This window comes from Pseudomonas sp. LW8 (genome assembly GCF_041956865.1).
Lineage (GTDB): Bacteria > Pseudomonadota > Gammaproteobacteria > Pseudomonadales > Pseudomonadaceae > Aquipseudomonas > Aquipseudomonas siliginis.
The window spans coordinates 585,311-602,426 of sequence record NZ_CP168138.1; the positions used below are offsets into that span (position 1 = coordinate 585,311).

12 protein-coding genes are annotated in these 17,116 nt (G+C 61.0%); 1 reads left to right on the forward strand and 11 read right to left on the reverse strand.

Annotation, left to right across the window (positions count from 1 at the left end):
- Positions 1-55: 55 nt before the first annotated feature.
- The 8 genes from AB9L16_RS02700 to prmA all read right to left on the reverse strand — a co-directional run bounded on the left by AB9L16_RS02700 (position 56) and on the right by prmA (position 10,408).
- Complete coding sequence (locus tag AB9L16_RS02700) at positions 56-652, reverse strand: MarC family protein (RefSeq protein WP_016771870.1); 597 nt, start codon at positions 650-652, stop codon at positions 56-58.
- 63 nt (positions 653-715) lie between these two features.
- Positions 716-3,493, reverse strand: a complete 2,778-nt coding sequence (locus AB9L16_RS02705; RefSeq protein ID WP_375123072.1) for a response regulator — start codon at positions 3,491-3,493, stop codon at positions 716-718.
- A gap of 99 nt (positions 3,494-3,592) precedes the next feature.
- Positions 3,593-4,888, reverse strand: coding sequence for a phosphoribosylamine--glycine ligase (gene purD / locus AB9L16_RS02710; protein ID WP_375123073.1), 1,296 nt, complete (start codon positions 4,886-4,888; stop codon positions 3,593-3,595).
- Positions 4,889-5,035: 147 nt separating this feature from the next.
- Entirely contained in the window at positions 5,036-6,643 is a 1,608-nt protein-coding gene (purH, locus tag AB9L16_RS02715; RefSeq protein ID WP_375123074.1) for a bifunctional phosphoribosylaminoimidazolecarboxamide formyltransferase/IMP cyclohydrolase, read from the reverse strand.
- Positions 6,644-6,726: 83 nt separating this feature from the next.
- Complete coding sequence (fis, locus tag AB9L16_RS02720; RefSeq protein WP_002555375.1) at positions 6,727-7,047, reverse strand: DNA-binding transcriptional regulator Fis; 321 nt, start codon at positions 7,045-7,047, stop codon at positions 6,727-6,729.
- Complete coding sequence (dusB, locus tag AB9L16_RS02725) at positions 7,044-8,054, reverse strand: tRNA dihydrouridine synthase DusB (RefSeq protein ID WP_016771866.1); 1,011 nt, start codon at positions 8,052-8,054, stop codon at positions 7,044-7,046. The genes fis and dusB overlap by 4 nt, the downstream gene beginning before the upstream one ends.
- A gap of 185 nt (positions 8,055-8,239) precedes the next feature.
- Positions 8,240-9,499, reverse strand: coding sequence for a DUF3426 domain-containing protein (locus tag AB9L16_RS02730; protein WP_375123075.1), 1,260 nt, complete (start codon positions 9,497-9,499; stop codon positions 8,240-8,242).
- 30 nt (positions 9,500-9,529) lie between these two features.
- Positions 9,530-10,408 carry a 50S ribosomal protein L11 methyltransferase gene (gene prmA, locus AB9L16_RS02735; RefSeq protein WP_095180914.1) on the reverse strand — a complete coding sequence of 293 codons (879 nt, stop codon included), beginning with the start codon at positions 10,406-10,408 and terminating at the stop codon, positions 9,530-9,532.
- 194 nt (positions 10,409-10,602) lie between these two features.
- Here prmA and AB9L16_RS02740 point away from each other — a divergent pair, with 194 nt between their 5' ends.
- The gene (locus AB9L16_RS02740; protein ID WP_375123076.1) at positions 10,603-14,556 is read left to right on the forward strand and encodes a type III effector 1; all 3,954 of its coding nucleotides are present in this window, start codon (positions 10,603-10,605) and stop codon (positions 14,554-14,556) included.
- 65 nt (positions 14,557-14,621) lie between these two features.
- Here the strand turns inward: AB9L16_RS02740 and accC are convergent, their stop codons facing one another.
- From accC to aroQ, 3 genes are read right to left on the reverse strand one after another with little or no spacing between them, the layout of a single operon-like run.
- The gene (gene accC / locus AB9L16_RS02745; RefSeq protein ID WP_024011424.1) at positions 14,622-15,977 is read right to left on the reverse strand and encodes an acetyl-CoA carboxylase biotin carboxylase subunit; all 1,356 of its coding nucleotides are present in this window, start codon (positions 15,975-15,977) and stop codon (positions 14,622-14,624) included.
- Between the two features lie 17 nt (positions 15,978-15,994).
- Positions 15,995-16,453 (reverse strand): acetyl-CoA carboxylase biotin carboxyl carrier protein, encoded by a 459-nt coding sequence (gene accB / locus AB9L16_RS02750; protein WP_016771862.1) that lies wholly within the window; start codon positions 16,451-16,453, stop codon positions 15,995-15,997.
- A 24-nt stretch (positions 16,454-16,477) separates the two neighbouring features.
- Positions 16,478-16,933 (reverse strand): type II 3-dehydroquinate dehydratase, encoded by a 456-nt coding sequence (gene aroQ, locus AB9L16_RS02755; RefSeq protein WP_016771861.1) that lies wholly within the window; start codon positions 16,931-16,933, stop codon positions 16,478-16,480.
- Positions 16,934-17,116: the final 183 nt, after the last annotated feature.

The following is a 17,116-nucleotide window of genomic DNA, read 5'->3' on the forward strand; positions in this document are numbered from 1 at the left end:
CGCGAACGGTGACCGTACGCGGCGTTTCGTTGTGGCGGTTGCGCCGCAACAACACTCAAGGCACCAGATAGCCTTTCACACCGGTAAAGATGATTTGCGCGGCCAGTGCGCAAACAAACAATCCCATCAAGCGGCTGACAATCTGCAAGCCCTGATCGCCGAGAATCCGCTCGATGCGATTGGACAGATACAGCACCACTCCGACAGTAAAACTGGCCAGGGCGATGCTCATGATTGCAGTGAGCTTGTCGTCCCAGTGCGGCTGGCTGACGCCCATTACCAGCAAGGCGCCGATGGTGCCGGGGCCGACCGTCAGCGGAATGGTCAGCGGCACGATGGTCACGTCCTGCTGCACATTGTCGGCCTGCACCGCCGGTTTGCCCTGAGCCATGCCCAGCGCGGAAATGAACAACACGCTGCCGGCACCGATTCGGAAGGCGTCCACGGTGATGCCGAAGACATCGAAAATCACCCGCCCGAACAAATAGAGCAGCACACTGGAAATCAGCGTCGCGAGGGCGACCTTCCACGCCAGACGCCGCTGTTCCTTGCGCGAATAGCCACGGGTCAGGCTGATAAAGCACGACAACACGAAGAACGGGCTGTAGAGCACCAGCATCTTCAGATAAACGCTGAACAACACATGGAGCATGATGCAAGCTCACTGGCGATGGAGTCGGGGGGGAGTCTATCAGGCACCGCAGATTCTGTCGGTTTACGACGGCTGGGTCGTGGCCCGGTTCTGCTGATCGCGCTGGGCAACCCAGTGTTCGATCAACTCGCGCAACTGGGAGAGCTCGACCGGTTTGGACATGTGCCCGTCCATGCCGGCCTGCCGGGCGCGCTCCTTGTGTTCGGCGAGGATGTGCGCGGTGAGGGCTACAACCGGTGTGCGGATGCGCTGATTGCTGACTTCCCAGGCGCGCAGTTGCTGAGTGGCGGAGAAGCCATCAAGGATCGGCATTTCGCAGTCCATCAGCACCAGGTCGTAACGCTGGGCCTTCATCGCTTGCAGCGCTTCTTCACCATTGCTCGCGGTGTCCGGTTGCAGGTTGAGCTTGCCGAGCATGCCACGGATCACTTTGGTCGAAATGGTGTTGTCTTCGGCGACAAGGATGCGGAAGTCGCTGGGCACTTTGGCCGCTGTGGCCGCCGTAACGACCTGCGGCTGGAACGCGACCTGGCCCTTGTTGCGTTGATTGAGCTCGTCAGCCAGCGTGGTCTTGAGCGTATAGCCGGCCACCGGTTTGGCCAGTATTCGTTTGATCCCCGAATTGCGCGCAATGATCTTGCTCGGCGCGTTGCTGATGCCGGTGAGCATGATCAGCAGAATGTCGTGGTTCAGGCTCGGGTCTTCCTTGATCTTCGCTGCCAGTTGCATGCCGGTCATGCCGGGCATGTTCTGGTCGAGCAGGACCACGTCGAAGTAATCGCGCAGATGCGCCTTGGTGCGCAGCAGCGCCAGCGCTTCCTTGCCCGACGGCACGGCGCTGACATTCAGGCCCCAGGCGCTGCACTGCTGCACCAGCACTTTGCGGCAAGTGTCGTTGTCGTCGACCACCAATACCCGCGCGCCTTGCAGCGGGCTGTCGAGGTCGGAGGTCGGATGTTCGAGGCGATCCGGGTCCAGTGGCAAGGTCAGCCACAAAGTGCTGCCCTGGGTGGCGCCGCTCTTGATGCCGAACTCGCCTTGCATCAGGCGGATCAGTTGGCGCGCAATCACCAGGCCGAGATTGCCGCCCAGGCGATTGGCCGAGAGGAAGTGCTTGCTGTGCAATTCGGCGTGCAACAGTGCTTCGCGCTCTTCCGGCTCCATCGGCACGCCGCTGTCCTGCACGGCAATGCGCAGGCGCGGCTTGCTGCTGCGCTCATCCAGTGCAACGACGATCAGCACTTCGCCTTCTTCGGTTTTCTTCAGGGCATTTTCCAGCAGGCTCAGCAAGGTCTGGCGCAGGCGCGTCGGATCGCCGCTGATTACCCGTGGCACTTGCGGCTGGATGAAGCTGATCAGCTCGACGTTCTGTTGCTCGGCCTTGGCCCGGTAGATGCTCAGGCAATCGTCGATCAGCGCGTTGAGGTCGAACTGCACGTCATCGAGTTCGATCTGCCCGGATTCGAGCTTGGAGATGTCGAGGATCTCGTTGATCAGCGTCAGCAGTTCGTTGCCGGCGCTGTGGATGGTTTGCACGTAATCGCGTTGCTTGACCGACAGCGGCGTGCCCAGCAGCAGCTCGGTCATGCCCAGTACGCCGTTCATCGGTGTGCGGATTTCGTGGCTGATCTTGGCGAGGAATTCGGCTTTGGCGTTGATTTCGGCGTTGCTTGCCGCCAGGTCGCGGCTGATGCTGAAACGACTTTCAGTGATGCTGCGCTGTCGCTCGCCCAAGGCGACGCTCATCAGCAGACCGCTGATGCAGATGAACACCATCAGCGTCATGATCAGGCCTTGCGGCGTGACCAGTGTCAGTCCCAGTAGCGCCGGCAGGATAACCAGGGTGCCGATGTTGAACACGATCATGGCGGCGACGAACAGACGCGCTGGTCGATAACCCTTTTGCCAGTGATAGAAGCCCACCAGCAACATGCTCAGGCCGGCCAGTGCGACCAGTGCGTAGGTGATGATGTTCAGCGGCAAGGTGTTGACGAACAGCAGCAACAGGCTGCACGTGACGATCAACAGAATGTCGCCCCACAGCAGTTTGTTCAGCGGATGCTGGCCCAGTGGTGCAAAGAAGCGCAGGGCGTACATCAATCCGGCTGGAGCCGTCAGCAGCAATGCCAGATAAGCGCCCGGCGTCTGAATGGCTTGCCAGTTCGGCAACCACGGACCGGCGAGATTGAGCAACAGGAACAGACTCAGTCCGAGCAGGCCTTCACAGATCGCCAGCCACAGACTGCTGCGCGAGCGCGAGTAGGCGTAGCGCACCAGGTTGTGCAGCAGGAGCATGGCGAGGCAGCCGAACAGCAGGCCGAAAATCAGCGTCTGCTTCTGATCGGCTGCGCCCTCGATTGCCGCTTGCAGGGTGATGTGCGGGCGCAACTGATGGCCGGAGACCATGCGCACGTAGACGTCCAGCGGCTTGTCGGCCTGGGGCAGGGGCAGCATGAAATCGCTGCTTGGCAAAGGATGTTCGGCCTGCGGCCGTTCGTTGCCGGTATTGCGTTGCTCGATCAGCCGGTCGCCGTCAAGCACGTAAAGATTAAGTTGTGACAGGTCGGGGGCAAAGATGCGCAGCACTTGTTCGTGCTTGCCCGGCGCCAGTTTGAAGCGCAGCCACAGGGCGCCCTCGGGTTCGGCCGCAGTCAGGCGGTCAAGCTCGATGGGGCTGAATTGATTGGTGTAGCGAGCGGAGCGGATGTCGCTCAGTTGCAGGATGCCCTGATCGTCAAGCAATACCGACCAGCCACTGCCTTGCGCGGCCTGGGCCGGGAGCATGCAGAGCAAGGTCATCAGCGTGACGGTGAAGCTTATGGCAGTCCTGAGCCAGCGCACGGCGAAATCCCTTCGTAGGTTGATGCCAGAATATAACGATGCGCGACGACCGAACAGCCCGGCGAGGAATGGCATCCCGCGCCGGGCCTGATGGATCGCTTACTCCTGGGTTTCGCCGCGTTCACGGGCAATGGCGCGGTAGCCGATGTCCTTGCGGTAGAAGCAGCCTTCCCAGTCGATGGCAGCGGCCAGTTTGTAGGCCTGCTGCTGAGCTTCACCCACGGTGGCGCCCATGGCAGTGGCACACAATACACGACCACCGGCAGTAACGACCTGACCGTCCTTCAACGCGGTGCCGGCGTGGAAGACTTTGCCTTCCAGACCTGACGCTGCGTCCAGACCGTTGATCGCTGCGCCTTTGGCGTAGTCGCCCGGGTAGCCGCCAGCAGCCAGAACGATGCCAACGCTCGGACGCGGATCCCACTGTGCTTCAATTTTGTCCAGTGCCTGCGCCAATGCGGCTTCAACCAGCAGCACCAGGCTCGATTGCAGACGCAGCATTACCGGTTGGGTTTCCGGATCGCCGAAGCGGCAGTTGAACTCGATGACTTTCGGGTTACCGGCCTTGTCGATCATCAGACCGGCATAGAGGAAACCAGTGTAGACGTTACCTTCGTCGGCCATGCCGCGTACGGTCGGCCAGATCACTTGGTCCATCACGCGCTGATGCACCTCGGCGGTGACCACCGGGGCAGGGGAGTAGGCGCCCATGCCACCGGTGTTCGGGCCGCTGTCGCCGTCGCCGACGCGTTTGTGGTCCTGGCTGGTGGCCATCGGCAGCACGTTCTTGCCGTCGACCATGACGATGAACGAGGCTTCTTCGCCGTCAAGGAACTCTTCGATCACCACGCGCGAACCGGCGTCGCCAAACGAGTTGCCGGCGAGCATGTCACGCACGGCGTCTTCGGCTTCGGCCAGGGTCATGGCGACGATCACGCCTTTGCCGGCAGCCAGGCCATCGGCCTTGATCACGATCGGCGCGCCTTTCTCACGCAGATAAGCCAGGGCTGGCTCGATCTCGGTGAAGTTCTGGTAATCGGCGGTCGGGATCTTGTGGCGGGCGAGGAAGTCCTTGGTGAAGGCCTTCGAACCTTCCAGTTGCGCAGCACCGGCAGTCGGACCGAAGCAGTCCAGACCACGGGAGCGGAACAGATCGACCACGCCTGCCACCAGCGGCACTTCCGGGCCGACGATGGTCAGGGAAACGTTTTTCTCGGCGAAGTCAGCCAGTTGCTCCAGCGCCAGCACGTCGATGGCGACGTTCTCGCACTTGGCTTCAATAGCGGTGCCAGCGTTGCCCGGTGCAACGAAAACCTTCTGCACACGCGGATCCTGAGCCACTTTCCAGGCCAGAGCGTGTTCACGGCCACCGCTGCCAATGATCAAAACATTCATTTCAAAAACCTCAAAAATCTGTCAGGCGCTGCTGGAGCGCTTTATGTGGGAGCGAGCCTGCTCGCGAAAGCGGGGTGTCAGTCAACGTCAACGTCGCTGGCAGATTGCATTCGCGAGCAGGCTCGCTCCCACATTTGAATCGGTGTATCAGTGACGGAAGTGGCGCATGCCGGTGAATACCATCGCGATGCCGGCTTCGTCGGCAGCGGCAATCACTTCAGCATCACGCATCGAACCGCCCGGCTGGATCACCGCAGTGATGCCGACCTTGGCCGCATTGTCCAGACCGTCGCGGAACGGGAAAAACGCGTCGGACGCCATGACCGAACCGGCCACCTGCAAACCGGCGTGTTCAGCCTTGATCGCGGCGATGCGTGCCGAGTTGACGCGGCTCATCTGGCCGGCGCCGACACCGATGGTCTGGCGGTTCTTGGCGTAAACGATGGCGTTGGATTTGACGTACTTGGCGACTTTCCAGGCGAAGATCAGGTCGTGGATTTCCTGTTCGGTCGGCGCGCGCTTGGTCACCACTTTCAGGTCATTGGCGCTGATCATGCCGATATCACGGCTCTGCACCAGCAGGCCACCGTTGACGCGCTTGTAATCCCAGGCAGCGGCGCGCTCAGCCGACCACTCGCCGCAGGCCAGCAGGCGTACGTTGGCTTTGGCGGCAACAATGGCACGAGCTTCTTCGCTGACCGATGGGGCGATGATCACTTCAACGAACTGACGCTCGACGATCGCTTTGGCGGTCTCGGCATCCAGTTCACGGTTGAAGGCGATGATGCCGCCGAACGCCGATTCGGTGTCGGTGGCGTAGGCCAGTTCGTAAGCCTGACGAATGCCGCCCTCAGCGTCCGGGCTGACCGCCACGCCGCACGGGTTGGCGTGCTTGACGATCACGCAGGCTGGCTTGACGAAACTCTTCACGCATTCCAGCGCAGCGTCGGTGTCGGCGACGTTGTTGTACGACAGTTCTTTGCCTTGCAGCTGGGTCGCGGTGGCGATGCCGACTTCGGCCGGCCTGGCTTCCACGTAGAACGCCGCGCTCTGGTGCGGGTTCTCGCCGTAGCGCATTTCCTGAGCCTTGATGAACTGGCTGTTGAAGGTGCGCGGGAATTCGCTGCGACCTTCAGTGCTCAAAGTTTCAGCGCCCTGGTTCACGGTGCCCATGTAGTTGGCGATCATGCCGTCGTAGGCGGCGGTGTGTTCGAAGGCCTTGAGCATCAGGTCGAAACGCTGAGCGTAGGTCAGGCCGCCGGCCTTGAGATTTTCCAGAACGTTGGCGTAATCGCTGGCATTCACCACGATGGCCACGTCTTTGTGGTTTTTCGCTGCCGAACGGACCATGGTCGGGCCGCCGATATCGATGTTCTCGATGGCGGTCGGCAGGTCGCAGCCTGGCTTGTTGATGGTCGCTTCGAACGGGTACAGGTTGACCGCTACCAGATCGATCGGCTTGATGCCGTGCTCGTTCATGATCGCGTCGTCAGTACCGCGACGACCGAGGATGCCGCCGTGGATTTTCGGGTGCAGGGTTTTCACCCGACCGTCCATCATCTCGGCGAAACCGGTGTAATCCGCGACTTCCACTGCGGCAACGCCGTTGTCACGCAGCAGCTTGAACGTTCCGCCGGTGGAGAGGATCTCGACGCCCAGAGCCTCAAGCTCCTTGGCGAATTCGAGGATCCCGGTCTTGTCGGAAACGCTGATCAAGGCGCGGCGGATCGGCAGGCGGGTAGTCTGGTCGGTCATCTCAATTTCCATCAAAAGCAAAGGAAGTCAGCAAAAAAGGCGACCGTTTTTTACGCGGGCGCCTTTCTGGTTTGATTGAATGCTTACAGCAGATCGTACTGCTTGAGTTTCTTGCGCAGCGTGCCGCGGTTCAGTCCCAGCAGCTCACTGGCCTTGGTCTGGTTGCCCTTGACGTAGTTCATCACGCTTTCGAGCAGGGGCGCCTCGACTTCGGACAGCACCAGGTTGTACACATCCGTGACGGACGCGCCCTCAAGGTGGGCGAAATAATTGTGCAGCGCCTTCTCGACACTCCCGCGAAGGGTCTGGCCTTCTTCGCTCGGCGTGTTGAGGTGCTGTTTCAAATTCACGTTGTCGCTCACGGGTGTTGTTCCACTCACTAAAGTCTCGGTCATCATCGTCATGCGGCCACCCCTTCTTCGTCCCCTGTCAGGCTCTTGTAACGCTCGGCGAAGAACTCCCGAACGTCGGCGCATTGTGTTTCCGTACCATCCAAACGATTGAAACGGGCGCGAAACTCCCTGGCGCCCGGCAAGGTTGCGAGATACCAGCCCACATGCTTGCGGGCAATGCGCACGCCCATCACGTCACCATAAAAGGCGTGAAGGGCAGCCAGATGCTCCAGCAGGATGCGTTCCACTTCGCTCAGTTCCGGCGCCGGCAATTTCTCGCCGGTACGCAGGAAATGATCGATCTCGCGAAAAATCCATGGCCGCCCTTGAGCGGCCCGGCCTATCAGCAGGCCATCGGCACCGGTCGCATCAAGCACGTATCGGGCCTTTTCCGGCGAATCGATATCGCCGTTGGCAAACACCGGGATCGACACGGCCTGCTTGATCGCGGCAATCGTGTCGTACTCGGCTTCCCCTGTGTACAGATCGGCGCGGGTGCGGCCATGCACGGCCAGCGCTGTGATCCCGGCCTGTTCGGCGATCTTCGCCACGTTCAGACCGTTCTTGTTTTCGCGATCCCAGCCGGTGCGGATCTTCAGGGTGACCGGTACATCAACCGCGGCCACTACGGCCTGCAGGATCTCGGTCACCAGTGCTTCGTCTTTCAGCAACGCGGAGCCGGCAGCCTTGTTGCATACCTTCTTGGCCGGGCAACCCATGTTGATATCGATAATCTGTGCGCCCAGTTCGACGTTGGCCCGTGCCGCATCGGCCAGCATCTGCGCGTCGCCACCGGCGATCTGCACCGAGCGCGGCTCGGGATCGCCTTCGTGGATCATGCGCATGCGCGACTTGCGGGTATTCCACAGGCTCATGTCACTGGTGACCATTTCCGAGACTACAAGCCCTGCGCCCAGACGCTTGCACAGCTGACGAAAGGGCTGGTCGGTGACACCCGCCATCGGGGCGAGAATCAAACCGTTCTGCAATGTATATGGGCCGATGCGTACCGCCGACATAGGACTTCCCTGAAGTGGGGCCGGATCATGAGAGTTCGAAAAAGGGTGGGCATGATACCCGCTCTCGATGACTGGTTAAAGGCTGAATTGAACAAAATCTGAACAGTTATTCTGTTATCGCCAACGGTTTGGTTGGCCGCGATCCAGTCAGAAAAATGCCGTCAATCGGGAAACGCTGAAGCGGTTCATTCCGGCGAGTGGAAGTTCAGGCTGTAATTCACCGCTTTCGGCCCCGGATCGAGAATATCCAGGGCGATGTGGATCGGCGTCTGCGGCGGCATTTCCGCGAGGCCTTCGAGATCGCCGCTCAGATACTCGCCGGGTTTGAAGCGACGACTGGCGATCAGGTGACCGTTGAGGTCGGCAAAACGCAGTTCGAGCAAGGGAAACGGCTGGGAAAACGTCGCCCGGTTGTAAATGATCGCGTCGACCACCAGCGCCCCGCTGAAATCGGGATGGCTGCGCACCACCAGGTTGCTGCTCTTGATTTTGCCGATATCGACTTTCGACGGCACCGTGCAGCCGATCTGCGGGCAGATCTGCTGGAACCACGGTCGGTATTGATCCTGCCGCGCCAGTTCCTCGAAGTGATAGGCGATGTACTGGGCGGCAAGGCCGCCGGCCGCCAACACCACCAGCACCAGCCAGAGCAGGCGCCGGCCCCAGGGCGAGCGGCGCTGCTGCCAGTCCAGTTGCAGCGGGTCGTCGGTCAGATCCTGCAGGACCTCGGCGCGCACGCCGGGCTCGGCCCGTTCGCGTTTTTTGCGCGGCGAAGTGATCAATGGCAGATCGTCGTCATCGTTGTCGTCGCTGGCTGACAGGCGTTCGCGGCGGGCGTTGGGATCGATCGGATCGTGCAGGCGCAGTTGCGGGATCGGCGGCTCGTCATCCAGATCCACCGGCTCCAGCGACAGCGAAGGTTCGGTGCGCTCGGGTTCGAGGGTTTCGATGCCGTCGATATCCGGTTCGATATCCGGCGCTACGCTGCGCTCATCCGCAGGCTCGCTGAACAGGCTGTCGGGCCATGTGCCTTCGTCCGGCTCCGGGCTGTCGCGTCGGGCGCTCAAGGATTCTTCGCGGGTACGGCCGAATTCGGCGGCCGGCTGGATTTCGCGCTGTTCGAGGCGGGCGAGTTCTTCGTCCAGATCGAGGCTGTCCAGATCCAGTTCCGACGCGCTCCATTGCTTCTGGCTGATGGCGCGCGGTGCGGGGATCTCTTCGACGACCGCAGAATCGCTGACAGGCGCGGGCGCTTCAGGCAGCGCTGGTGCGAGCGGCGTCACCGTGTCCTTGCCGGAATGTTGCTCGAGCAGCTGCTTGGCGGCATTGAACACTTGCAGGCAGGAGCCGCAACGAACCACCCCGCGCGCCACGCTCAATTGAGCATGGTTGACGCGGAAACTGGTCTGGCAATGCGGGCATTGGGTGACGAAACTGTCGGTCATGCGGCGATCCGGTTCAGGCAAGCGGTCATTTTAGCGCCGACGCCCGGTGATGCGCACCCAGCCGTCGCGATTGGCGATCGGGTCGAGCTCGAAGTCCTGCGCATAAGCTGCCGCTACTTCTTCGCCCTGCTCGGCGAGAATGCCCGACAGCGCCAGGCGCCCGCCGCTCTTGACCAGACCGGACAGTTGCGGCGCCAGCGACACCAGCGGGCCGGCGAGAATGTTGGCGACCAGCACGTCGGCCTGAACTTGCGGCAGATCCTCGGGCAGGTACAGCGGGAACAGCTCATCGGCAATATTGTTGCGCCCAGCGTTGTCGCGCGAGGCTTCCAGTGCCTGTACGTCGATGTCGGTGCCCACAGCTTGTTTGGCGCCGAGCAGCAGGGCGGCAATCGCCAGAATCCCCGAGCCACAGCCGAAGTCGAGCACGTGGCAGCCTTTCAGATCCTGACCGTCGAGCCATTCCAGGCACAGTGCGGTGGTCGGGTGGGTGCCGGTGCCGAACGCCAGGCCCGGGTCCAGCAGCAGGTTGACCGCGCCAGGCTCGGGCGCGGCGTGCCAGCTCGGCACGATCCACAGGCGCTGGCCGAAACGCATCGGCTCGAAACCGTCCATCCAGCTGCGTTCCCAGTCCTGATCTTCGATCACTTCGCTGTGATGTTCGGGCAACGGGCTGCCGGTCAGCAATTCCAGATGGGCCAGCACCGGTTCCGGTTCGGTACCGCCTTCGAACAGCGCCAGCAAGTGGGTGTGCGACCACAGCGGCGTGGTGTTGAGTTCCGGTTCGAAGATCGGCTGGTCTTCGGCGTCCATGAAAGTCACCGACACGGCGCCGACTTCGAGGAATGCGTCCTCGTAGGTTTCGGCTTGTTCCGGGGTGATGGCGAGACGGACTTGCAGCCAAGGCATGGCGGGCACCTTTGAAAATCTGTGGGGCAGCCCGAAGCTGCAAAAGCGCGCAGTTTACGCCAGGTCGCCGGCAAAGTGGACACACCGCTTGGCTGTTACACATTCGCGGCCGCGATATACATATGTATGGCCTGAGCACTTTTGTCGGCAAATAGAGTGAGCGCTCATCTCTACGCAACAAAAGGCTGGACGACATGGCGGATCAACAAGGGACTGTAGAAGAAAAACCACCGATAGCCGCTGCGTCTACGGGGTCGGTGCAGGAGATCCTCCTGCGCATCAAGCGCTGGCAGGTGATGATCGACAAGCGCTTGAACGGCCAGATGACGTTGCTCGAGGCGCTGGAGCATTTCGCTTTGACTGAACTGCGCAGGCATTACCCGGACGGCCATTTCGCCCCGGGTTTTGTGGTTGCGCTGCTTGACGCCATTCTGCAAAAGCTTATCGACGGCCGGCCAGTCATGTTCCTGGCGCTCCAGGACGCGCCATTTCGCTGGCCTGGGGGCGCTGACACCGGTTTACCGTCCAGCCGTCATGAGCATGTGATCCGGACGGTGGATAGCGTTTCGCTGCACTTCCTCGACCAGTACAAAAAATACCTGCGAGAACATTGGGCGACAAAAGGGCAGGAAGCGCTGTTTGATCGCCTGATCAAGCGCAAGCTGCGGCGCTATATCAAGGACATCGAGTTGCTGTTGCGCCGTGACCAACTGGCGGGCCTGACACTGGATCAATTGCGCAGCAAAATTGACCGGGTTCAGGCTCGCAGCACGCGTCGGTACCGATTGACCGCCCTGGCAACCGGTGCAGAAAAAAAGATTCTCGAGGCGCATTCCTTCGCGCAACTGCCGTCATGGATCAAAGCGCTGAAGGAGCCGGATCGCGCCTTGTTGCGCGATTATCAGGAGCAGACGTCACTGGCGCAGGCAGCTCTCGATGACTTGCTGCAGGGCCACGGCTCGTTGCGCGCCTTTGCCCGCCAGCAGGCCATCGAATACATTCAGCTCAAGCTCGACATGGCGGTTGAACCAGACCGAATCGACGTGCGGCTCAGATGGCGCTCGGCGGTCGGTGAGCCGACCCACAATCGCAGCCTCAGTGACCTGCTGGCATGCGGGCCGATCGGGCAGGACTTCGCAGCGGTATTGGAGATCACCAGTCCTGCGCCATTGCGCAACCAGTCACTCAAGCCGGCATTCATTGCCGACATGCTGGCGGAACAGGATTATCCGGCGGACTACCTGCGCGCCCTCGCCGAGCAGTACCAGCGCACCGACGTGCAAAAGGCACTCATCGACTGGTTCACCGTACGGCTCAGGCAGAGCGCATTCGTCGCGCGCTGCGCAGCTCATCTGGCGGATTCCGACCATGAGCGTCTGGAGCAGATGTGGTCTGGGCAAGCGGCAATGAAACCGTTGCAAGTGGCCGCATTGACGCTGCCCAACGGCATGCAATGCGCCGATCTTCTGGTGTTCTACCAGGCAGAGACTGAGCAAGCGGTGAATAACCTGGTGCTGTACGCGCCCAACAAACCGGACGGTCAGGAGTGGGTCCGGTTGCCTTCGATTGCGGCGTTGACCGGCGAAGTATGGAGCTGGACGCAGAGCGAATCCGGTCGCGAGTATCTGTTGCAGCAGCTTTCGCCGGCTGCACATCACCCGGCACGTGATTATCTTGTGGCTGCGGCGGCCAGTCCTGCTCTCTGGGGCATGCAGAGTGACCTTCGACGAACGCCCTTGCCGTTCGACGAGTGCGTCGAAGCCGCTGCAAAAATGGCCCTGGCAAACAACCTGCAGCGGGTCGAGCAGGACAACTCGCTGCGCTGGTACACGACGCTCGCGCTCGAGGCTCGCCGGCGCATCAGCAGCCTGAATCAGGAACTGATCGTTCATCAGCAGGTTTTCAACGAGCTGCTGGGCGGTTTCGAGGTTTTTGTCGATTTCGCCAGGCGCTCGGTTGCCGCAGCGATCACGCCCTATATGCGCAGCAAGAACGTGCTGGAACCGGTCGATCCGGCCACCGTGTTGATCGATTACAACCCCGGTGTCGCCGACCGCAGGAAGCAGCAGGTTGCCACGCTGCTCGACCTGGCCATTCACGGCTACGATGACAACTCCGGCATCGAACATCCGAAAAAAGGCGTGCGATCGTCGGTTGGCCAGGATCTGAGCCAGGTGCGCAGCGCCGATCTGGCGCTGTATCTGCGCCGGGCGTGGCTGGGTGAAAAATACGCCAGCGAGATCCGTGGCAAATATCTCGACCCGCGTGATGCTGCCTACGAACCGCGTCGCTTTGCCTACCGCAACGTGCTGCTGTCAAAGATGGACCGGGATTTACGCGTTGCCAGAAGTCAGGCGCGATTGAGCGACGCGGTGTATTCGGCGCTGGTCCGTCAGGTTTCTCTGTTGAGCCAGGTGCCAGCACCGGGTACGCATTTTCCGGGCGCCAGCATGGTTGAAAGTGACGGCGTGTTCAGGTTCACCGTGCGCCATCACGTCGTGCTCGGGGTGTATGTGCTGACCTCGTTCGACCCCGAGCCGTCCTGGTGGCTGTACACGCCCGATGCCCCCGACGGAATTGTGGTGCGCGCGTATCAGTCACTGTTCGGCGACATCGCGGGCGTATTGCATGACTACTTGATGGCGCGTACGCCGGTTGCTGCGCGCAGCATCGTGTCACGCACCCTGTATGCGATTGCGGCAAAAAAACAACGCGTCGATACGCTGCACGAAGCGCAGCGCCTGATTGACGCCCGTAGCGAGTTCAACGCGTACATCGAGCGCGCGGTCACGGATGTGCAGGACATCACCACCAGCCGCGCGCAAATGATCGAACGCCAAGTGGTCAAGGGGCTGATGTTTGCAGCCGCACCGTTTTGTATGGTGTTTCCACCGTTTGCCTTGCTGCTTGACGTTGTGTTGATTGCCGTCAGCGCTGGTCAGGCGGTCGCGGCGCATCTGGAGGGCGACATCGATGGCGCGCTCGGCCACTGGCTGGAGGCGTCGTGGGGGGCGCTGTTTGCCATGGTCGGCGCAGGCAGTGCGATCAAGTGGCTGGGCGGTGCGGCCAGGAGTCTGAAGCACACCATGAGGCCTGTTTCGTTGTTGTCAGAGCGTCTGAATACCGTGGCTCCGCTACGCAGGGACGCGCTGCCGGCGATCCGGGAGGTACGCTTTCATGCCAGGCAGGCCGTCAGCAAGACGCCCGAACATTTGCAAAGGGTGAGCGAAGAAGGCGTCTTTTTCGGCACCTGGCGCAGCCCGTCCAGCGCTGCACAGCCGCAACCGGCCTATTACATTCGCAACAGAGGCAAGTACTTTCTGGTCAGGGAAAATCCGCATTTCGGTGGCCTGAGCCTGGTCGATGCCCGTCGCCCGAGCGCCATCTATCAGCAACCGATTCAGCTTGCTCCGGGGGGCAAGTGGACACATGCCAGGGTCGGACTCACAGGAGGCAACGTGCGCAACCTTGGGCGCGTGAATAATTTGAATGATGCTTTTCCTGGAGGTGTCGAGCCCGTGCTGAACCGCGGCGCGCTGCAGGGCGAAGCCGTAGTGGCGGCTTTCCGTCCCGGATCGCAGGATAACTACCTGTTTTCGTTGAATGCGCAGAGTTGCGTCATCGCCTCGCTGTATAACCCGACGACGAGAGTGGGTGCGGTCATTCATTTTGATCACAATATTCGCCCGTTGATCGAGCGAAGTGTCACGCAGGTGCTGGAGCGTCTGGGGGGAACACCGCAGAACATTCGCGCCACGCTGGTGGGTGGCGACTGGCTGTCGGCGGGTGCTGACATCGGCGGTCCGGTCAGGCGAGTGTTGCGCGAACAGGGCCTGCAGCCGACATGGGATTACTGGTCATACTCGTCCTGCCTGGGCAACAGCTATGGCGTGGTGCTGAATCTGAACAATGGAGTCTCGAGAGTGTTCAAGCATTCCGCTGGTCAGATTGGCAGGTTGTACAACCCGCTTATCGCCAGATCGAGCTATGCCACGGACGGGCTCTCGATACGTGCCCGAAACTTTACGAGGCGGTTCACCCGCAGACCGTTACATGAAAACGCAGCAGGAGCGGTGGTCGATGAGGCTGGCCTGGGGGCATCTGCCACAATGGTCGAGCAGCAGGCGTTCTCCACGGTAATGGTCTGATCTGCTTGTTGCAGGCATAAAAAAACCCGATCCACAGGGATCGGGTTTTTCATGCCGCTTCAGCCTTACGACTGTTTGGCCAGCTTGTGCTCGAGGTAGTGAATGTTCACACCGCCTTTGCAGAAGCCTTCGTCACGAACCAGATCACGGTGCAGCGGGATGTTGGTCTTGATCCCGTCGACCACGATTTCGTCCAGGGCATTGCGCATGCGTGCCATGGCTTCGTCGCGGGTTGCGCCGTAAGTGATCAGCTTGCCGATCAGCGAGTCGTAGTTCGGTGGCACGGCATAACCGCTGTACAGGTGCGAATCGACGCGAACGCCGTTGCCGCCTGGGGCGTGGAAATGCTTGACCGTGCCCGGGCTCGGCATGAAGGTCTTCGGATCTTCAGCGTTGATCCGGCACTCCAGCGAGTGACCGCGGATGACCACGTCATCCTGAGTGAACGACAGCTTGTTGCCAGCGGCGATGCTGAGCATCTCCTTGACGATGTCGATACCGGTGACCATCTCCGAAACCGGGTGCTCCACCTGAACACGGGTGTTCATTTCGATGAAGTAGAAACGGCCGTTCTCGTAGAGGAACTCGAAAGTACCGGCGCCACGGTAGCCGATGTCGATGCATGCCTTGACGCAGCGAGCCAATACTTCCTGGCGCGCTTTCTCGTCGATGCCCGGTGCCGGCGCTTCTTCGAGAACCTTCTGGTGACGACGCTGCAGCGAGCAGTCGCGGTCGCCCAGGTGGATGGCGTGGCCCTGGCCGTCGGACAGTACCTGCACTTCGACGTGGCGCGGGTTGGTGAGGAATTTTTCCAGATAGACCATCGGGTTGCCGAACGCCGCGCCTGCTTCGGAGCGGGTCAGTTTTGCCGAGGCGATCAGGTCTTCTTCCTTGTGCACCACGCGCATGCCGCGACCACCACCGCCACCGGCGGCCTTGATGATCACCGGGTAGCCGACTTCACGACCGATGCGCAGCGCCGTTTCTTCGTCTTCCGGCAGCGGGCCGTCAGAGCCAGGAACGGTCGGTACGCCGGCTTCGATCATCGCGTGCTTGGCCGATACCTTGTCGCCCATCAGGCGGATGGTGTCGGCTTTCGGGCCGATGAAGGCGAAGCCGGAGTTCTCGACCTGCTCGGCAAAATCGGCGTTTTCCGCGAGGAAACCGTAGCCTGGGTGAATGGCGGTAGCGCCGGTCACTTCAGCGGCAGCGATGATGGCCGGAATGTGCAGGTAAGACTGAGCGGCGGACGCCGGGCCGATGCAGACGGATTCGTCTGCCAGACCCAGGTGCATCAGCTCTTTGTCGGCCTTGGAGTAAACGGCGACGGTCTTGATGCCCATCTCTTTGCAGGCACGCAGAATCCGCAGGGCGATCTCACCGCGGTTAGCGATCAGAACTTTTTCCAACTTCGCAGTCATCAAAGGCTCTCCGCGGTTCAAACGATGGTGAACAGCGGTTGGTCGTACTCAACCGGCTGGCCGTCTTCGACGAGGATGGATTCGATCACACCGCTGGTTTCAGCTTCGATGTGGTTCATCATCTTCATGGCTTCGACGATGCACAGGGTGTCGCCTTTCTTCACGGTCTGGCCGACTTCAACGAAGGCAGGCGAGGTTGGCGAAGATTTACGGTAGAAGGTGCCGACCATCGGCGAACGGGCCACGGTGCCGTTCAGCGCGGGTGCAGCAGCGGCGGCCGGAGCAGCGGCAGCGACTGGCGCGGCAGCAGGGGCAGCGGCCGGAGCCTGCATCGGGGCTGGCGCGTAGTACTGCTGCGCCGGGGTCTTGCTGTGGCGGCTGATGCGTACGGACTCTTCGCCTTCCTTGATCTCGAGCTCGTCGATGCCGGACTCTTCCAGCAATTCGATCAGTTTCTTAACTTTACGGATATCCATGAATCATCAACTCCCAAGGGTCGGTCAGGGGCGTATAGCTTGGTGTTCAAGCTGCTCTAGTGCGGCCTCCAGGGCCAGTCGGTAACCGCTGGCGCCAAGGCCGCAGATCACTCCTACCGCTACATCGGAGAAGTAGGAGTGATGGCGGAAAGGTTCGCGCTTGTGCACGTTGGACAAATGCACTTCGATGAATGGGATGCTCACTCCCAGCAGCGCGTCACGTAATGCGACACTTGTGTGCGTAAAAGCCGCCGGATTGATCAGAATGAAGTCCACGCCTTCACCGCGTGCAGCGTGGATGCGATCGATCAATTCGTACTCGGCGTTGCTTTGCAGATGCAGCAGATGATGGCCGGCTTCACGGGCGCGCCGTTCCAGATCCTGATTGATCTGCGCCAGGGTCGTTGACCCGTAGGTCCCCGGTTCCCGGGTGCCGAGCAGGTTCAGGTTGGGGCCATGCAGCACCAGTAGCGTCGCCATCTGCGTTGTCCTTGTTATCAATGAGCAGTCGTCAGAACCCGGCGACTATGCCGCAAAGCCTTTGTGACTGTCCAGTTCCATGCAATAGGCGGCACGATGGGCGATGTTTGCGCGAAATTTGTGACCGAGGATCAGGATCCGGTCATTTGTAGTGACTGGGCTGGCGCCTTCGCGAGCAGGCTC